Raw genomic sequence first — 18,397 nt, forward strand, 5'->3', positions numbered from 1 at the left:
TACATAGGTAATAAAAGCATCTAAAACAAAAAGGATTTACACTACAATCGGGTTTAAGAACATAAAACAGCACAACTATTAATCAAATAGTAAATGAAAAAATACAATAACCTTACAGCAACCCTGGCCCTTGCCAAAGCAAGTTTCCGGTCGATTATGCGGAGTCCATCGGCAGTGGTATTTACACTTGCTTTTCCTTTGATATTTATCCTTGTTTTTGGCTTTTTGGGCGGTGGCGGAACCCGTATCGATGTTGGGGTAACACCAGGCTCTGATGTAAATAACCCGATAATGGGCATGTTGAAAAAAACAGGAATGATCCGCCTGGTCAAAGATAAATCAAATGCCGAATTTGATAAATTACTTGAAAAGGGCAATGTCGACGCCATGATTGATGTACATAGAAAAGTAAATTCTGCCGCCTATTCGGTTAATGTGGTTTATACCTCTGCATCAAGAGATAAAGGCGGGATTTTAAAATCGGTTTTAAACAATATTTTTTACGATAAAACCTTAAAACCAACGGTAGCAGAAATAAAAGAAAGCACGATTACTGGCCGTGAGTATAAAACCATTGATTTTATTCTTCCAGGTCAGTTGGGCTTTTCGCTATTAAGCACAGGCGTTTTCGGAACAGCATTCGTATTCTTAAGTCTGCGCCAAACCCTGGTAATCAAGCGTTTTTTCGCAACTCCCGTAAGGCGTTCGAGCATTGTCATAGGCGAAGGAATTGCCCGTATTGGATTTGCCTTAATTGGTGCATTATTTATCATTTTAATTGGCCATTTCTTCTTTGGCTTTACCTTGGTACATGGTGCACTCACGGTCGTCAATATGCTTATACTGGCCACAATGGGTATAATCGTATTTATGGGCTTTGGCTTTATTATTTCGGGCATTGCCAAAAGCGAAAGTATGGTACCTCCAATATCAAATATTATTACCCTCCCACAGTTTTTATTGTCGGGAACATTCTTTTCCATCGAGGCTTTTCCAAGTTGGTTACAGCCGATTAGCCGGGCCTTACCACTTACATATTTAAACGACGCCATGCGCAAAGTAGCTTTTGAAGGCTTAGGCTTATGGGATGTAAAATTCCAGATTATGATCTTATTGCTTTGGGGTATTGGCATTTATGCCGTAGCGGTAAAAGTATTTAAGTGGGAATAAGTACCTTAAACACATTTTAAAATGATAACGTAACGTTATCATTTTTTTTTGAATAATATATTAATATCGGATAAGTTTATTTTTAAGTCTAACCGATAATTATTAACTTTGGGTATGTGGGATTTTGATTTAAGCGATTTAGAAGAGCTATTACCGCAAATAGAAAGGTTATACGAAAAAAAGGCCAGGTTAGAAACTTCAAGGCCATTGCCTAATAGCGCCCTACACCGTATTAAAGAAGACCTCACGCTGGAGTGGACTTACAACTCAAACAGTATAGAAGGAAACACCTTAAGCCTGAAAGAAACCCAAATGGTTTTACAGGAAGGCATGACCGTAAAAGGAAAATCACTTAGGGAGCATTTCGAAGCCTATAACCACGAAAAAGCCATTGATTACTTATATACCTTAGTCAATAAAAACTACACCTTAAGAAGCATCGATATCCTATCCCTGCACGGCTTGGTATTGCGAAGCATTGAAGATGATTATGCGGGTCGTTTAAGAAATGGCGGAGTACGTATTGTAGGCGCAAACTTTACACCCCCCAATGCAAATAAGGTTTCCGATTTATTAGATCAACTGATCACTTTTATTAACGATAATCCACTGGGGTTAAATGATATTGTATTGTCTACTATTTTCCACCATAAATTGGTTTGGATTCATCCTTTTTTTGATGGAAATGGACGTACCGTAAGGCTTGCGATGAATTTACTACTTATGCGAAATGGCTTCCCTCCTGCTATCATCCTCAAAAACGACAGAAAGAAATACTACGAAGCACTTAATCAGGCTAACAAGGGCAATTACCATAAACTTTGTTTATTGATGCTCCAGGCCTTAGAGCGTTCGTTAAATATCTACATAAATGCCTTACCCGGAAACAATTATGGGGATTACGAACCTATATCACAAATTGTCTCAGAACCTGATGTTCCTTATGGCCAGGAGTATGTGAGCCTATTGGCAAGGCAAGGCAAAATAGATGCCTATAAAGAAGGCAGAGATTGGCTTACCACAAAATCTGCAGTACAAAGCTATATCAAAACACGCAAGAGAAAACGTTAACCTTTTTTAACTTTTCAGTGAATGATATTGCTGTAATTTTACGGAAAAATTTTTAATGAAAAGTTTGATCATCTTTTGCAGTATTTTATTGATTGCCAATACTTCGAGAGCACAGTTTAAATTCCTGGCAAACAACAGTTCTGACCAATACAAGGCTAAAATTTTTGTTGATAAATGTGAAGGGAATGCTTGTGGTGGAAAAGCCACTGTAATTGTTTATGATAAGGTGACAGACCGTGAAATAGATACTTTTCATTCAGATGGTCTGGAGTTTGGTTTAACCGAAACACAGAATGCTAAACTCGGGTGGCTGGAACTTGGCAAATATCAAACCCCTTTAATTTTTGGCGATTTTAATTTTGACGGCCTTGAAGATCTTGCCATCAGAAATGGCAATAACGGCTCTTATGCCAGCCCGTCATACCAGGTTTATTTAACCTCAAAAGAAAACAAATTTCTGTTGAGCAATGAACTTACCAAACTGGCAAGCGAAAACCTGGGCATGTTTGATATTGATAAAAAAACAAAGCAAATTGCTATTCATCAAAAAGATGGTTGTTGTTTTGATAAAACCATCAACTACAAATTTGACACTAAAAACGTACCATACGAAGACTCATCGGTAATTGAAGATTCGAGCATTGCCGATATTGTTACTGTGATTACTCAGAAAATTGTTGACGGCAAAATAAAAAGAACCGTGCAAAAATTTAAAATGAAAGATTATTATAATCAATAAGTCGAATTTTCAACCACAGATGCACACAGATAAACACGGATTTCTGGGTATCGTCACCCTGATCCGATAGCTATCGGATTTATTTCAGGGTCTATTGTAGGAAAAATGAGGTTGGATCATAAAGTTTTTCTAGTGGTAGCATCTAGCTACGATATACCAATAAGTTTATTGTTTAGGGTCTTAGCGGGATGCTAAGACCAGATTGCGTTCATTTCAGCGTATATTGCAGGAAAGATGCTGAAATAAATTCAGCATGACGATCGCCTTGTATAACTAAATACTTTAAAGTGCTGCTTTTACCAAAAATGGCAATATTTCTTTCTGGAAACTTACAAAGTTCTTACGCACATCTGAATCGCTAACTGAAGTAAATGCAAATGAAAACACGATACTTTTACTTGCTTTTAGCAGAAAGGCCAGTCCTTCTCTTCTTGCCGGATTATTCTTAAAGTTATCCAATTGCAGATAAGCGGCTAAAAGTAAGGCCTCAAGCTGATCTGATAAATGTTTTAAAAACTCCTGCGAATTCGCATTTTCACGAACAAAATCCCAGCCGATAAACTCATTACATGCGGTAAATGATAAGCGGCTTGTTTTCATCACCAGTGCTTTTAAGTGCTCTTCTTCTGATGCGTAACTTAATTTATTGTGCAATATTTCGTAAAGATTCTGATCCAGGTAATCCATCAGGATACTATCTAAAACCTGCTCTTTGCTCTCAAAATATTTGTAAATCGTTGCTTTAGCGATACGGGCCTTTTTTGCAATTTCGTTTACACTGGTTTTATGATAACCATATTTTCTAAATAGTTCTTTGGCAGCCTTTTTAACTGTTTCTTTTATTTTTTCAGCTTCCATTTTAATTGCTTACGTGTAATAATGTGTTGCCTTGCAAAGAAATATTATAGGCTTTTAGACTTCTTTCGGCGGGCGCTTTTTGTGGACTTCCATCAAGCAGTGAAAATTTAGCTCCGGAACAAGGGTCGGTTGCTGTTACACCACTATCATCGGGCGCTACCTTGCAGATCTTCTCGGGATTTACGGTACTGCAGCGATCGAAGGCCACATATCCTCCAAGTGGTGTTTTTACAATCAGTAATCCACCTACTCCGTTGTTTGAAACTACCAGGACATTATTTACTGCTTTTAAGCTAAATTCAGTTATCGTTACATTATAATTAACAGGCACATCAGGAATGTAACCTCCATCTTTACCGCAACCTGTAGCCATTAGCAGTACAAACAATATACCGTACAGATATTTCATCATTAAATTAAAGCCGATTTAAATTGCTTTAAGAAACGTGCATCGTTCTCAGAGAATAAGCGCAAATCTTTAATTACATATTTCAGATTGGCAATACGTTCTATTCCCATTCCGAATGCAAAGCCACTGTATTTTTTTGAATCAATTCCACAGTTTTCCAAAACATTTGGATCTACCATACCACAACCCAAAATTTCTACCCAACCGCTGTATTTACAAAACTGGCAACCAGCACCTTTACAAATGGTACAAGAAATATCCATTTCTGCAGATGGTTCGGTAAAAGGGAAATATGAAGGGCGGAAACGTACTTTTGTACCTTCTCCATATAATTCCTGAACAAAATAAAACAAAGTCTGTTTTAAATCGGCAAAGGATACATTTTCATCAACATACAAACCTTCCACCTGATGGAAGAAACAGTGTGCACGGGCAGAAATAGCTTCGTTACGGTAAACACGGCCTGGCATAATTGCCCTGAATGGTGGCTGGCCTTGCTCCATCATGCGTACCTGTACCGAAGATGTATGCGTACGTAAAGCAATATCGCCTTTCTCTCCACCTTTTTTAATAAAGAAAGTATCTTGCATATCTCTTGCAGGATGCTCTTCAGGGAAGTTTAGTGCCGAGAAATTATGCCAATCATCTTCAATTTCAGGCCCCTCTGCTACCGTAAAACCAAGTTTGGCAAAAATCTCTACAATTTCTCTCCGTACCAAGGCTAAAGGATGGCGTGAACCAATCTCGAAACCTTCGCCAGGCAGAGTTAAATCCAATTGTGAATTTTCACTTTTAGTATCAGTGCTTTCGGTTGATTCTTTTAAAGTTTGGTATTTTGATTCTGCAAGTTGTTTAAATTCGTTTAAAACCTTACCCAATGATCTTTTTTCTTCAACAGAAACAGATTTGAATTCGTCAAAAATCTCTTTTATGATGCCTTTGCTTCCTAAATATTTAATACGGAATTGCTCTAACTCGTCTGCTTTTTCAGTTACGAAAGCATTAATTTTATCGGTATATTGTGTTATTTTGTCCTGTAACATGGCTCCAAATATACAGCAAATTATCTAATAATTTTAAGGTAAGTGGGTTCAAATAATCTGTTTACAATATCCTTATAAAAGAAAATGAACCCACAAAGCATAAAAGCCGCTTAAAGCGGCTTTTGTAATTATAGTAGTTCTATAAGTTTTAAATTACGCCTAATTCTTTACCTACTTTGGTAAACGCAGCTATGGCTTTATCTAAGTGATGTTGCTCGTGCCCGGCTGATAACTGTACACGGATTCTCGCTTTACCCTGAGGAACCACCGGGTAAAAGAAACCAATTACATAAATGCCTTCTTCCAACATTTTAGCAGCAAATTGTTGCGCAATTTTAGCATCATATAACATTACCGGAACAATAGGATGAAAACCTGGTTTAATATCAAAACCGGCTTCGGTCATTTTCTCACGGAAATATTGAGTATTGCTTTCTAATTTATCTCTTAATGAGGTGGTTTCGCTCAACATATCCAATACCGCAATTGATGCCCCTGCAATTGCTGGCGCCAAGGTATTAGAGAACAAATAAGGACGTGAGCGCTGACGTAACATGTCGATAATTTCTTTCTTGCCTGAAGTAAAACCACCTGATGCACCACCTAAAGCTTTACCTAAAGTACCAGTGATAATATCAATACGGTCCATCACATTGAAATGCTCGTGTGTTCCGCGGCCGTTTTTACCAATAAAACCTGTACAGTGCGACTCATCAATCATGATCAATGCCTCATATTTATCTGCTAGGTCTGCGATTTTATCTAATGGAGCAACTGATCCGTCCATCGAGAAAGCTCCATCGGTAACAATAATCCTGTGTCTGCAATCTTTGGCAGCGATTAATTGTTTTTCCAGATCTTCCATATCGGCATTTTTATAACGGAAACGCTGTGCTTTACACAAACGCACCCCATCTATAATGGATGCATGGTTTAACTCATCAGAAATAATGGCATCTTCCGCATTGAACAAAGGTTCAAAAACTCCTCCGTTTGCATCAAATGCAGCAGCATATAAAATGGTATCTTCAGTACCTAAAAATTTGGAAATTTTAGCTTCCAGCTCTTTGTGCACATCTTGCGTTCCGCAGATAAAACGCACTGAAGACATTCCATAGCCATGATCATCGATTGCTTTTTTAGCTGCTTCTATCACCTTTGGGTGAGAAGAAAGGCCTAAATAATTATTTGCACAAAAGTTAACTACTTCAGCACCGCCACTTACTTTAATGTCAGCACCCTGAGGTGTAATAATAATACGTTCGCGTTTAAATAATCCAGCGTTTTCGATTTCTTCAAGTTCTTTTTGCAGAACAGGTTGTAATGTTTTATACATGGCCTTTTTATATGGTTGATTTGATGCCAAAGTTATAAAAAAAAGTCTTTTCCGACCCAAAAAGGCAATTTTATACCTACATTTTGCGGACAAAAGTTTTGACTGATTAGACGATCTATGCACTTGTGTAATATTTATTTCTAAAATCCGCCTTTCCAGATTATTTTTTTCGATCTTAACAAACTTTAACATACACCTATGTGTATATAGTCTTAAAGTTATTCGATCTTTATAGCTTACTAATCTAACGTATGATAAGAATTTGCGCGCTCCTATTTTTTTGCGGCCTCACCAATTTTGTATTTGCACAACATTTTACAGTTACTGGCATAGTTAAAGATACGAACGGACAACCTGTTCCATTTGCATCGGTTTATTTAAAAAGCACCACTACGGGAACCTCTGCAAATATTGACGGAAAATATTCGATTAAGCTGAAAAACGGTGAGCATACCTTAAGTTTTAGAGCTGTAGGTTACAAACAGCAAGAGCATATTGTAAATGCATCGGCAGATCTTGTGCTTAATGTAGCACTAACGGCAGAAAGTTATACTTTGGAAAATGTTAACATCAGGGCCAATGCCGAAGATCCTGCCTACTCCATCATCCGTAAAGCCATTAAAGAGCGAAAAGCACATTTAAATGAAGTGAAAACATTTAGTTGTGATGTTTACATTAAAGGAGTGCAAAGATTAAAGGGTGCACCGAAAAAATTCTTCGGACAGGATATACAGAAAATTTTAGAGCTGGATACCAACCGGAAAGGCATTATATACCTGTCAGAATCGCAGAGCAAGTTTAATTTCAGACGGCCAAATGATGTGCATGAAGAAATGATCTCCTCAAAAGTTGCGGGTAGGAACAACTCATTCAGTTTTAACAAGGCATCTGATCTGATCATCAATTTTTACGATAACTACCTGCTCGAAAATAAATTAAGTTCAAGAGGATATATTTCACCAATTGCAGACAATGCGCTCTTCTATTATAAATATAAATTACTGGGCGAAAGCAAGGAAAACGGAGAAATCATCCATAAAATAGAAGTGATTCCCCGCCGTGAAAACGACCCTGTTTTTAGAGGGATTATCTATATTATTGACGATAGCTGGAGAATTTACAACACAGATGTATACCTCACCAAAAACGCAGGGATCAACTTTATCGATACACTGAACATCAGCCAGCAGTTTACCAAGGTTAATGAGGTTTACATGCCTACTGCTATTAATTTTCAATTTGCAGGTAATGTGCTAGGATTTAAAATAGCTGGTTATTATGTGGGGATTTATAGCAATTATAATCTGGACCCTAAATTCCCAAAAAACTTTTTCAGTGGAGAAATCTTAAAAGTTACTGAAATGGTTAACAAAAAAGATTCCGTTTACTGGAAAAATAACAGGCCTATCCCTTTAACGGAAGATGAAAAAATCAATTATGTAAAAAAAGACAGTATAGCGAAGCTAAAAGAATCAAAAAAATATCTTGATTCTCTTGAAAGAGAGAATAATAAATTTGGTATTGGTAAGCTTTTGCTCAGGGGAGTAAGTATTAATGATCGGTATGACAAGGAATATTGGCAATTCGACCCCGTATTAAAAGCTATATTCTACAATACTGTAGAAGGATTTGCCATAAAATACGGTGTGACCTACAGAAAGGATTTTGAGAATAGAAGATCTTATTCTATTCGACCTGAATTGCGGTATGGTTTTGCCAACCAAAAACTTACCGGAAGTTTAACAGGAAGTTATTACTACAATCCGCTCAAGAGAGCAAGTGTAGGTGCATCTTTCGGAAACGGCATCTTTGATTTGAATAATTTAGGCTCAATGACACAGCTGGGTAACACGATCAATTCGTTATTTTATGAGAAAAACTTCGCCAAGTTTTACGAAAAGAGTTTTATAAATATCAATACCACCCGCGAACTGGCCTCTGGCCTGCAGGGAAGTGTGGCTGTAGATTACAACCGGAATAAAAGCCTCACCAATAACTCAACCTTTAAATTTATAGATGCGAAAGAGCGTGAATTTACTTCAAACAACCCTTTTAACCCGACCGAAGACACACCGCTTTTCCCAACCTATAACGCTTTCAGCGCAACGGCAAGTTTAACCTATACTTTCGGGCAGAAATACATTACCCGTCCGGATGGTAAGTTTTACACGGAATCAAAATTTCCTAAAATTACGGTATTATATAAAAAAGGATTTAATGGTGTATTAAACAGCGATGTTGATTACGATTTCGTGAAGCTTGAGGTTTCTCAGGACAGGATTGGATTGGGATTGTGGGGTTACACCTCATTTCTGGCAGGTGTAGGCAAGTTCCTGAACAACAAAAACATGTATTATCCTGATTTTAAACATTTCGCAGGTAACATCTCCACCATCTTCCCTCCCAATTTAAGGAAATTTCAATATTTAGATTTTTATCAGTTCAGTACTAACCAACAATATTTTGAAGCCCATTTAGAGCATAATTTTGCGGGTTTCTTTATGAATAAAATTCCATTGTTGCGTAAAGCAAAGCTAGAAGAATTTATCGGTGGAGGTTATTTATCTTCTCCTGAAAAAAGAAATTATAAGGAATTCTACTTCGGTATTCAACGTCTGGTATTGCGGGCAAGTTATGGCTTCGCTTACGATGGCGCAACCAAGTTAACGCAAGGATTTAGGATATCTTACGGCTTCTAGAATGGAAGATGTTTGATGTAAGATGGATGATGGCAGGCAACACACATCCATCTTACATTTTCCATTTTTACATCTTACATAATTCCCTTATCTTTGCACCGCTTTAAACGCCGTTTGCAACGGTATCAACAGCGTTATGAAAAAATATCAGACACTACTTTACTATTGCTATAGTTACATAGCGGAGGCAGAACAATTTGCTGCCGATCATCTTAAATTTTGTAAATCGTTAGATTTAGTTGGGCGTATTATTGTTGCCGACGAAGGTTTAAACGGGACCGTTTCTGGTACTGCTGAAGCCTGTAAGGCCTATATGGAAGCTATACATGCTGATGAAAGATTTGCCAAAACTGAATTTAAAATCGATAACGTTGAGGAACCTTCTTTCCTGAAAATGCACTGCCGTTACAAATCGGAAATTGTACATTCTGGTTTAAGGGATACTTCGATTATTGATCCGAACAAACAAACGGGTAAACATTTAGAGCCGGTAGATTTCATGAAAATGAAAGATGATGAGGATGTAATTATCCTTGATGTGCGTTCTAATTATGAACATAACCTTGGTAAGTTTAAGAATGCGGTAACGTTGGATATTGAGAATTTCCGCGATTTCCCTGAGCAGATTAACCAGCTTGCCCAATATAAAGACAAAAAAATATTAACCTATTGTACCGGAGGCATTAAATGCGAAAAAGCTTCTGCCCTATTGTTGCACCATGGCTTTAACGATGTATATCAGTTGCATGGTGGTATTATTAAATATGGTAAGGAAGCCGGCGGAAAGGATTTTGAAGGCAAATGTTATGTTTTCGACAACCGTATCGCTGTTGACGTAAACGAAGTAAACCCTACCATTGTTTCGGTTTGTTATAACTGTGGTAAAACCACACCAAAAATGATCAACTGTGCTAATCCTGAGTGTAACGAGCACATTACCCAATGCGATGAATGCGGTAACGAACTTCAGGGCTGTTGCTCAACAGCATGCACTACGAACCCACGTAAACGTCCTTATGATGGTACAGGTTATTATGTGAAGGTTCCGCAGCCTGTAGCGGTGAAAGGGTAAAGAAATTAAACAGAAAGATCGTCATCTCGATCCGATAGCTATCGGATGAAACGCAGTGAAATGGAGAGATCTATTGAGATAGATTTCTCGACTTCGTTGCACTCCGCTCGAAATGACGGCAATTTTAGGAACTATTGAAATTACGATCTTTTTCGCGTCTGATTTCTTTACATCTACCTCTGCCCGCCTATATTAAACAATTTTTCACTTACTTTGTGTAATAATGGCTTTATCGAGTAACCATTTTATGCTAAACTATTTCCGTTTTTTATTACTGCTTTCCTGTTTTACTATAAGCGCCTATGCATCAGAAATTAAAAGCATTGGTGTACCCTATATCGAAAATTATCCTAAAGCTGTTTATTCATCAGGGAACCAGAACTGGAGTATAGCAAAAGATAAAAATGGAGTGATGTACTTCGGCAATGCGGAAGGATTGTTAACTTTCGATGGCCGTTACTGGCAGAAATACCAGTTGCCAAACCGACAGATTGTAAGATCAGTAGCTACAGATAACAAAGGAAGAATTTACACAGGCAGTTTTGGTGAATTTGGTTTCTGGGCGATTAAAAACAATAAATTAGGCTACAACTCGCTTATCAATTTATTGCCAAAAGGCATTAAAATAAATGACGAGGTATGGAAAATTTATGTTGATCAGGACCGTGTCATCTTTCAGTCTTTCTCCAAAATATTTATTTATAAAAACAATAAAATCGAAGTGGTAAAATCGCCATCTTCTTTTTTGTTTTTACATAAAGTACGTAATAAGTATCTTATTGAAGTGCTTGAAAAAGGTTTATTCGAACTGGTTGGCAATAAATTAATCCACATTCCGAATAGCGAAAAGCTGGGTAAAGAGGGCATTCTGTCCATCCTTCCCTATAAAACTGATGGTCTTATTATCGGCACCAGTAAAAACGGTTTGTTTACTTACAACGGGAAAGATTTTGCGCCCTTAAACACTTCAGCCAATAGCTATTTAAAAACCTATCAGCTTAATAACGGAGTAAGTTTACTCGGCAAATATTTCGCTTATGGCACCATCCTCAACGGATTAATTATTATCGATGAAAATGGAAGGGTGGTACAGCGGATCAACAAATCGAGCGGTTTACAAAACAACACGGTTTTAAGTTTATACGCTGATAATGAACAAAACCTCTGGACCGGGCTTGACAATGGAATCGACCGGATAGAACTCAACTCTCCCTTATATTTCTATTTTGATAAAACCGGTCAGTTTGGAACGGTATACTCCAGCATTATTTTTAACAACAAAATTTACCTTGGCACCAATCAGGGTTTATTTTACAGTGAGTGGTCGCCTGATAATCTCCTGCCCTTTAATTTTAGGTTGATCCCAAATTCGCAGGGACAAGTTTGGGAACTGACTATTATTGATAATGAACTGATCTGTGGGCACAATAGCGGTACATTCAAAGTAAATGGTGATCAAATTAACTGGTTATCCAGATCTGCTGGTGGATGGACAATCAAAAAGCTAAACTCCAACCCAAATTACCTCGTTCAAGGGACTTATACCGGACTTTCGCTCTTTACAGAATCTCCAGGTTCGGGATTAAAATTTGTAACAAAGATTACAGGATTTGATGCGCCATCCAGATACGTAGAGCAAGATAATAAAGGTGATATCTGGGTAGCACATGCCTATAAGGGTTTATACAAATTGAGTTTAAGCCAAAATTACAGCAACGCAACCAGTGTTAAATATTTCGACGAAAAGAATGGCCTGCCTGGCAATTACAACATCAATATATTCAATTTAGAAAACAAAATTATCTTTTCTTCTGATGCGGGTTTTTATACTTATGATGAGTTAAGTGATAAATTTACCAAGTACGCAGCATTGAATAAAGAGCTCGGGTCATTTCAATCGTCCAATAAAATTATCAATGCTGGCGGCAAAAAATATTGGTTTATCAACCATGGCAAAACGGCTTTGGTTAATTTTAGTGAGCCAGGCAAGGTAGAAATCGATTCCAATCAATTCAGTATTCTGGATGGCCGCATGGTACAATATTATGAAAACATCAGCCGCATCAGCAACGCGATTTACCTGATCAGTGTAGATGATGGCTTCGTAATTTATAACCCAACTGCGCAACTCAACCAGCAGAAACAAAAACTTCCTGCCGTTTTGATCAGGCGTGTAGAAGATATTACCGATAAATTTTCGCTCATTAGCGAGGCCGGAAATAATGCTGAAACAACAGAAATTCAAAATAGCAGAAATAACATTCGAATTTCTTATGCATTGCCCTATTACCGCCAGGCAAAGGTTAAATACCAGATTTATCTTGAAGGTTACTCCCGTACCTGGTCTGACTGGACTTATGCCACCCAAAAAGATTTCACCAATTTAAGTGCTGGAAACTATGTTTTCAAGGTTAGGGCAAAGATAGATGACAGTACGGTGAGTGAAGAAACCGTTTATAAGTTTACCATTTTGCGCCCTTGGTACCTGAATAACTGGGCCATACTGCTTTATGCCATCCTATTTGTAATCGTATTGATTATGGGGAAGAAAATTTATGAAAGGAAGCTGCAAAGGGATAGTCAGAAAATAAGCGATCGCTTGCAGGCCGAGCAGGAAGAAATATTAAGGCAGGAAGCAGAAACCAATGAGAAACAGATCATCAAACTTCAAACAGAAAAACTGCAGGCAGAACTGGCTTCAAAAAACAGGGAACTGGCCAATTCTGCCATGACATTAGTCTATAAAAATGAGCTGCTCCAAAAATTGAGCGACGAGATCACTAAGTTAAAGGATGAAAATGGCAAGAAACTTTCTGACGATCAAACCCGCAAAATTCAGAAAGTAATCAATGATGGCATGAACGACGAGCGCGATTGGCACTTATTCGAAAATAGCTTTAACGAGGCGCATGAAAGTTTCTTCAAGAAATTAAAAGCACAGCATCCTGATCTTGTTCCTAACGATTTAAAGCTATGCGCCTATCTGAGGATGAACATGAGTAGTAAAGAAATGTCGTCGTTATTGAATATCAGTTTACGTGGGGTAGAGATCCGAAGGTACCGCCTCCGTAAGAAGCTCGAAGTACCTCATGATAAAAATTTAACTGAATTTTTGATGGAACTTTAATGTGACATCAAGAAACAGATTTTAAAATCAAAAATCTTCAATAACTATCGTTGGGAAACGTTTGCATAAAAAATGGTTTTGAAGTTTTTTCTTTTATATCATTAAATAACCACTACATCATTACCTCTCATACGCAATTTTTAAACCCCACAAAATACTTAGTGTTAATTGTACACTTGTGTGTATGTTAATATTATGTTAAAATCCAAAAAAATGCGTTTTTAGCCTAAAATCGCATTTGGTTTAATGAATTGAGATACCCCACAAACCTGTATGATGTATTAATGTAGAGGTAAAAACACTTGCACATCAGCAAAAACAACCTCACATTTAACTAACAATTAAACTAAATTTATAATAAAGCATGAAAAGAATCTTTACAAGAATTTCTGTTCTCGCTGCACTTTGTTTGCTAACAATTAACGTAGCATTTGCGCAAAACATTACCATAAAAGGTAAGGTAATTGATGGGGGTGACAAAACACCTTTACCTGGCGTAACTATATTAGTTAAGGGCACACAAACCGGCACGCAAACAGACGTGAACGGTGGCTACTCCATTAGCGCACCGGCGAATGCCACATTAGTATTTAACTTTGTAGGCTACACAGCGCTTGAGCAGGCTGTAAATAGTCAAACCACTATTAATGTATCATTAGCCTCATCAACACAGCAATTAGAGCAGGTTGTAGTTGTAGGTTACGGTACGCAGAGAAAAATTGATGTTACTGGATCTGTAGCCAGTGTTAAGGGCGAGGATATTTCAAAACAGATCTCAACAAATCCTGTCGGTGCTTTGCAAGGTAAAGTAGCAGGTGTTTCTATTACCAATACTGGTACGCCAGGAGGTTCACCTACCATCACCATTAGAGGTACCGGTACCATTTATGGTAAAACAGTACCATTATATGTAGTAGACGGTGTGTGGTATGATGATATTAACTTTTTAAATCCTTCTGACATTGCCAATATTAGTATTTTAAAAGATGCCTCTGCTCAATCTATTTATGGTATCAGGGCTGCCAATGGCGTAGTTCTGGTAACAACAAATAAAGGTAAAAAAGGTGATGCAGTAATCAATTATAATGGTACCGTGGGTTTTCAGAAGGTGACTAATAAGGTTGAGATGGCAAATGCTTCAGAATATGCTACTGCAGTAAACGAGGCCTATGCACTTCAAACTCCTGCAGTTGCCCCATTATTTTCAAACACCAACCTTGGAGAAGGAACCAACTGGTATGATGTAGTTTTAAGAGATGCTTTGATTACCAATCACCAACTTTCTGTTAGCGGTGGAAGTGAAAAATCTACTTATAACCTATCTTTAGGTTATTTGGATCAGGATGGAATTGTTAAAAACAACAATTATAAAAGATATACAGCCCGATTATCAAACGACTTCCAGATTTTCAAACCATTAAAAATCGGATATAATGTAACAGCAGCTTCAAGCAGGTCTAAAGATGCACCATCAACTATCTTCAGAGCCTTGTATGCTGCCTCTCCTGTTGTTCCGGTATTTAATGCTGATGGAACTTATGGCGATCCTAATGCGTATAACTTGGGTAATGGCAGTAACATGAACCCTCAAGCTACTTTGGATTTCTTTAATCAGCAAACCACAAAATACAAGGTTACCGGAAATATATTTGCAGAGTTGAAGTTCCTGAAAGACTTCACATTTAAAACAAGCTTTGGTGGTGATTTTAGTCAGGACGAAGTTCGAGGTTATATTCCGGTATACAAAGCAAGTAATACGCAACAAAATACCAATAGTAAATTGGATATTGATCGTATTGAAAACAGAAACTGGATCATAGAAAACACTTTAACTTATGATAAAAAGTGGAACGACCACAGTTTAACAGTGCTGGTAGGACAAACTGCCCAGCGTAATAAAATGTATACGATCAATGCAGATGCATTAAACGTTCCATATTCATCAGAAGGAGATTTGTATTTAGCACTTGGTGACGCGTCTACCAGAAACGTTACAGATCTAGGTGAATTATCAACCTTTGCTTCATACTTTGGAAGAGTAAATTATTCTTATAAAAACAGGTATTTATTAAATGCCTCAATAAGAAGAGATGGTGCATCACAGTTTTATGGTACGAATAATTTATGGGGGAATTTCCCTTCTATTGGTGCAGGATGGGTGATAAGTAATGAGGAATTCATGAAAGATCAAAAAATATTCAGCAATTTAAAACTTAGAGGAAGCTGGGGTAAAGTAGGAAATGCTGGTGTTCCAATTAACCCTACAGTATTAAGAGTAAATCAGGATCCTGGATTTATTGCCTTTTTTAATGGCAGTCCTTATACCGGTGCCAGTATTGATTCATTTGTTCCACCAACATTATATTGGGAAAGAAGTGCAGGTACGGATATTGGCTTAGAGATGGGTTTTCTTAATAACAGATTAACTATCGAAACAGATTATTATAACAGAAAAACTGAGCAATCAATATTTGATATTCCAATATTAGGAAGTACAGGTGCTAAAACCCCAACTCTTGTTGCAAATCAGGCAGATATTCAAAACCGAGGCTTCGAATTTTCTGCAACTTGGGCTGATAAAACTGACGGCGGGTTTACTTATTCCATCAGTGGAAATGTTGGCATGAACGAAAACAAAGTGATCAATGTAACATCTGGAGCAAATCCAATTTACAGAGGCGGCGCAGGATTAACCAGCGGATACTTATCAACCAGAACAGTGAATAATCGTCCGATTGGTGAGTTTTATGGTTATCAGGTTGAAGGAGTTTTTCAAACAGATGCTGAAGCTGCAGCTTGGCCAGGTTTTAAAAGAGGCGATTTTAAATACGCTGATATTAATGGCGATGGAGTGATCGATTTAAGAGACAGGGTAGTACTTGGAAATCCAAATCCTAAATTTACTTATGGTGTGAACACTAATTTTGCCTATAAAAATTTCGATTTAACATTAGATATTCAAGGCGTTGCTGATGTTAGTGTATATAACGCGAATTTGGGTAACCGTTTCGGTAATGAGAACTTTACGAAAGATTTTATCAACAACCGTTGGACGGGTGCTGGAACATCTAATACATACCCATCTGCCGATTTAGCTGGCGGATTAAATAATGCACCAAATTCTTTTTATGTAGAAAAAGGTGACTATATCCGGTTAAGAAATATCCAACTAGGTTATACATTACCAAACGCCATAAGCAGTAAAATGAAAATGCAGCGCTTAAGAGTATTTGTAAATGCCCAAAATGCACTTAACATCTTCGGATACAAAGGCTTTAGCCCTGAAGTTGGTGGAACACCTACAAATGCAGGAATAGATACTAACGTTTATCCATTATTCGCAACATATAATTTCGGCGTTAACGTAACTTTCTAATCGACATCAAAATGAAAAAAAATATAAATATACAATCATGCGTAATTGCAGCCGCCCTTGGCGCAATGCTCTTTACAGCATCATGTAAAAAGGAATTTTTAAATGTTCCCCCTCAAGGTCAACAGCCTTCTGCTACGTTTTGGCAAAACCAGGATGATGCCTTAAAAGGCGTAAATGCAATTTATGCTAATTTACGTAGCTGGAACAATGTAGCCTTTAATGCAATTGCTATAGAAAGTACCGGTTCTGACGAAGCTGATAAAGGGAGTACACCTACAGATGCAACTTTTTTCAATCTGTATGATCAGTTTACTGTTACCGCTACACATGGCACATTACAGGATTTCTGGACAGGTCAATATCAAAACATTAATCTTTGTAACCAGGTATTGGATAATGTACCAAATATCAATATGGATGCCTCACTTAAAGCCAGATATTTAGCTGAAGCAAAATTTATTAGGGCATATTCTTATTTTAGACTTGTAAGAGCTTACGGAAGAGTTCCTTTAAGACTAACAGTGCCTAAAGAAAATACAGAATTTAATATCCCACAGGCTGAGAAAGCTGCCGTGTATGCTCAAATTGAAAAAGACCTAACAGAAGCCGCTGCTGTATTACCACAATCATACGGTTCTGCAGATTTAGGGAGAGCTACAAAAGGCGCAGCACTTGGCATGAAAGCTAAAGTTGCCATGTATCAAAACAAATGGGCAGATGTACTTGCACTGACCAACCAGGTTATGGGCTTAGGATATGATTTGTTTCCAGATTTTGAGAAAGGTTTCAGAACACAAAATGAAAACAATATTGAGTCTTTATTTGAAGTTCAGGCAGAATTATTACAGAGTAATCCAGATGCTTCAAATTCTCAATATAGCCAGGTTCAGGGTGTAGCCGGAGTTATGGGATGGGGTTTCAATACGCCATCTGAGGCACTAGCAAATGCTTTTGAACCAGGAGATCCACGCAGAGATGCAACGATTTTATTTAAAGGAGAAACTACCCCTCAGGGCGATTTAGTCCCTACCACTGTACCAAACGAAAGATACAATCAAAAATCGTATGTTCCATTTGCAACGCGGGTATCTGGATTTAACGAAGGTGCTCAGCAAAATTTCAGGGTATTAAGGTTTGCAGACATTCTTTTAATGAATGCAGAAGCTGCCAATGAACAAGGCAACACCTCACAAGCATTAACTTCACTAAACAGGGTTCGTGCACGTGCAAGAGGTGGAAATAATAACATTCTACCAGATGTTACCACCACAGATAAGGATGCATTACGCCAAGCGATCTGGAAAGAAAGACAAGTAGAACTTGCAATGGAAAATGACCGTTACTTTGATGTTATACGTCAGGGAAGAGCAGCAACAGTTTTTGGCCCTAAAGGTTGGAAAGCTAACAAAAATGAAGTTTGGCCAATCCCTCAAAACGAGATTGAGTTAAGTGGAAATCTGTTAAAACAAAACCCTGGTTACTAATACATCTTTTGAT

Annotated in this window: 12 protein-coding genes; 8 read left to right on the plus strand and 4 right to left on the minus strand. The window is 37.7% G+C overall.

Annotation, left to right across the window (positions count from 1 at the left end; all coding sequences use genetic code 11):
• The first annotated feature begins 93 nt into the window (after positions 1-93).
• The 3 genes from BCL90_RS08305 to BCL90_RS08315 all read left to right on the plus strand — a co-directional run bounded on the left by BCL90_RS08305 (position 94) and on the right by BCL90_RS08315 (position 2,980).
• A complete protein-coding gene (locus BCL90_RS08305) occupies positions 94-1,170 on the plus strand; it encodes an ABC transporter permease (RefSeq protein ID WP_121283575.1) in 1,077 nt (358 codons plus the stop codon).
• A gap of 114 nt (positions 1,171-1,284) precedes the next feature.
• Positions 1,285-2,241: a Fic family protein gene (locus tag BCL90_RS08310; RefSeq protein WP_121283576.1), complete on the plus strand. Its 957-nt coding sequence runs from the start codon at positions 1,285-1,287 to the stop codon at positions 2,239-2,241.
• A gap of 55 nt (positions 2,242-2,296) precedes the next feature.
• Positions 2,297-2,980 carry an XAC2610-related protein gene (locus BCL90_RS08315; RefSeq protein WP_121283577.1) on the plus strand — a complete coding sequence of 228 codons (684 nt, stop codon included), beginning with the start codon at positions 2,297-2,299 and terminating at the stop codon, positions 2,978-2,980.
• A gap of 282 nt (positions 2,981-3,262) precedes the next feature.
• On the opposite strand, the gene BCL90_RS08320 is transcribed toward BCL90_RS08315, so the two are convergent.
• The 4 genes from BCL90_RS08320 to kbl all read right to left on the minus strand — a co-directional run bounded on the left by BCL90_RS08320 (position 3,263) and on the right by kbl (position 6,626).
• The gene (locus BCL90_RS08320) at positions 3,263-3,838 is read right to left on the minus strand and encodes a TetR/AcrR family transcriptional regulator (RefSeq protein WP_121283578.1); all 576 of its coding nucleotides are present in this window, start codon (positions 3,836-3,838) and stop codon (positions 3,263-3,265) included.
• 1 nt (position 3,839) lies between these two features.
• Positions 3,840-4,250, minus strand: a complete 411-nt coding sequence (locus BCL90_RS08325) for a Rieske (2Fe-2S) protein (protein WP_121283579.1) — start codon at positions 4,248-4,250, stop codon at positions 3,840-3,842.
• Entirely contained in the window at positions 4,250-5,290 is a 1,041-nt protein-coding gene (gene pheS, locus BCL90_RS08330; protein ID WP_121283580.1) for a phenylalanine--tRNA ligase subunit alpha, read from the minus strand. The genes BCL90_RS08325 and pheS overlap by 1 nt, the downstream gene beginning before the upstream one ends.
• Before the next feature lie 148 nt (positions 5,291-5,438).
• Complete coding sequence (gene kbl, locus BCL90_RS08335) at positions 5,439-6,626, minus strand: glycine C-acetyltransferase (protein ID WP_121284560.1); 1,188 nt, start codon at positions 6,624-6,626, stop codon at positions 5,439-5,441.
• Positions 6,627-6,877: 251 nt separating this feature from the next.
• Here kbl and BCL90_RS08340 point away from each other — a divergent pair, with 251 nt between their 5' ends.
• From BCL90_RS08340 to BCL90_RS08360, 5 genes are all read left to right on the plus strand, one after another.
• Complete coding sequence (locus tag BCL90_RS08340) at positions 6,878-9,325, plus strand: DUF5686 and carboxypeptidase regulatory-like domain-containing protein (RefSeq protein WP_121283581.1); 2,448 nt, start codon at positions 6,878-6,880, stop codon at positions 9,323-9,325.
• Between the two features lie 136 nt (positions 9,326-9,461).
• Positions 9,462-10,397 (plus strand): oxygen-dependent tRNA uridine(34) hydroxylase TrhO, encoded by a 936-nt coding sequence (trhO, locus tag BCL90_RS08345; protein WP_121283582.1) that lies wholly within the window; start codon positions 9,462-9,464, stop codon positions 10,395-10,397.
• A 247-nt stretch (positions 10,398-10,644) separates the two neighbouring features.
• On the plus strand, positions 10,645-13,524 hold the full coding sequence (locus tag BCL90_RS08350) for a ligand-binding sensor domain-containing protein (RefSeq protein WP_121284561.1): 2,880 nt from the start codon (positions 10,645-10,647) through the stop codon (positions 13,522-13,524).
• A 364-nt stretch (positions 13,525-13,888) separates the two neighbouring features.
• On the plus strand, positions 13,889-16,900 hold the full coding sequence (locus tag BCL90_RS08355; RefSeq protein WP_121283583.1) for a SusC/RagA family TonB-linked outer membrane protein: 3,012 nt from the start codon (positions 13,889-13,891) through the stop codon (positions 16,898-16,900).
• A gap of 11 nt (positions 16,901-16,911) precedes the next feature.
• Positions 16,912-18,384, plus strand: a complete 1,473-nt coding sequence (locus BCL90_RS08360; RefSeq protein ID WP_244095010.1) for a RagB/SusD family nutrient uptake outer membrane protein — start codon at positions 16,912-16,914, stop codon at positions 18,382-18,384.
• Positions 18,385-18,397 lie beyond the last annotated feature (13 nt).

Source organism: Pedobacter alluvionis (assembly GCF_003664035.1).
Lineage (GTDB): Bacteria > Bacteroidota > Bacteroidia > Sphingobacteriales > Sphingobacteriaceae > Pedobacter > Pedobacter alluvionis.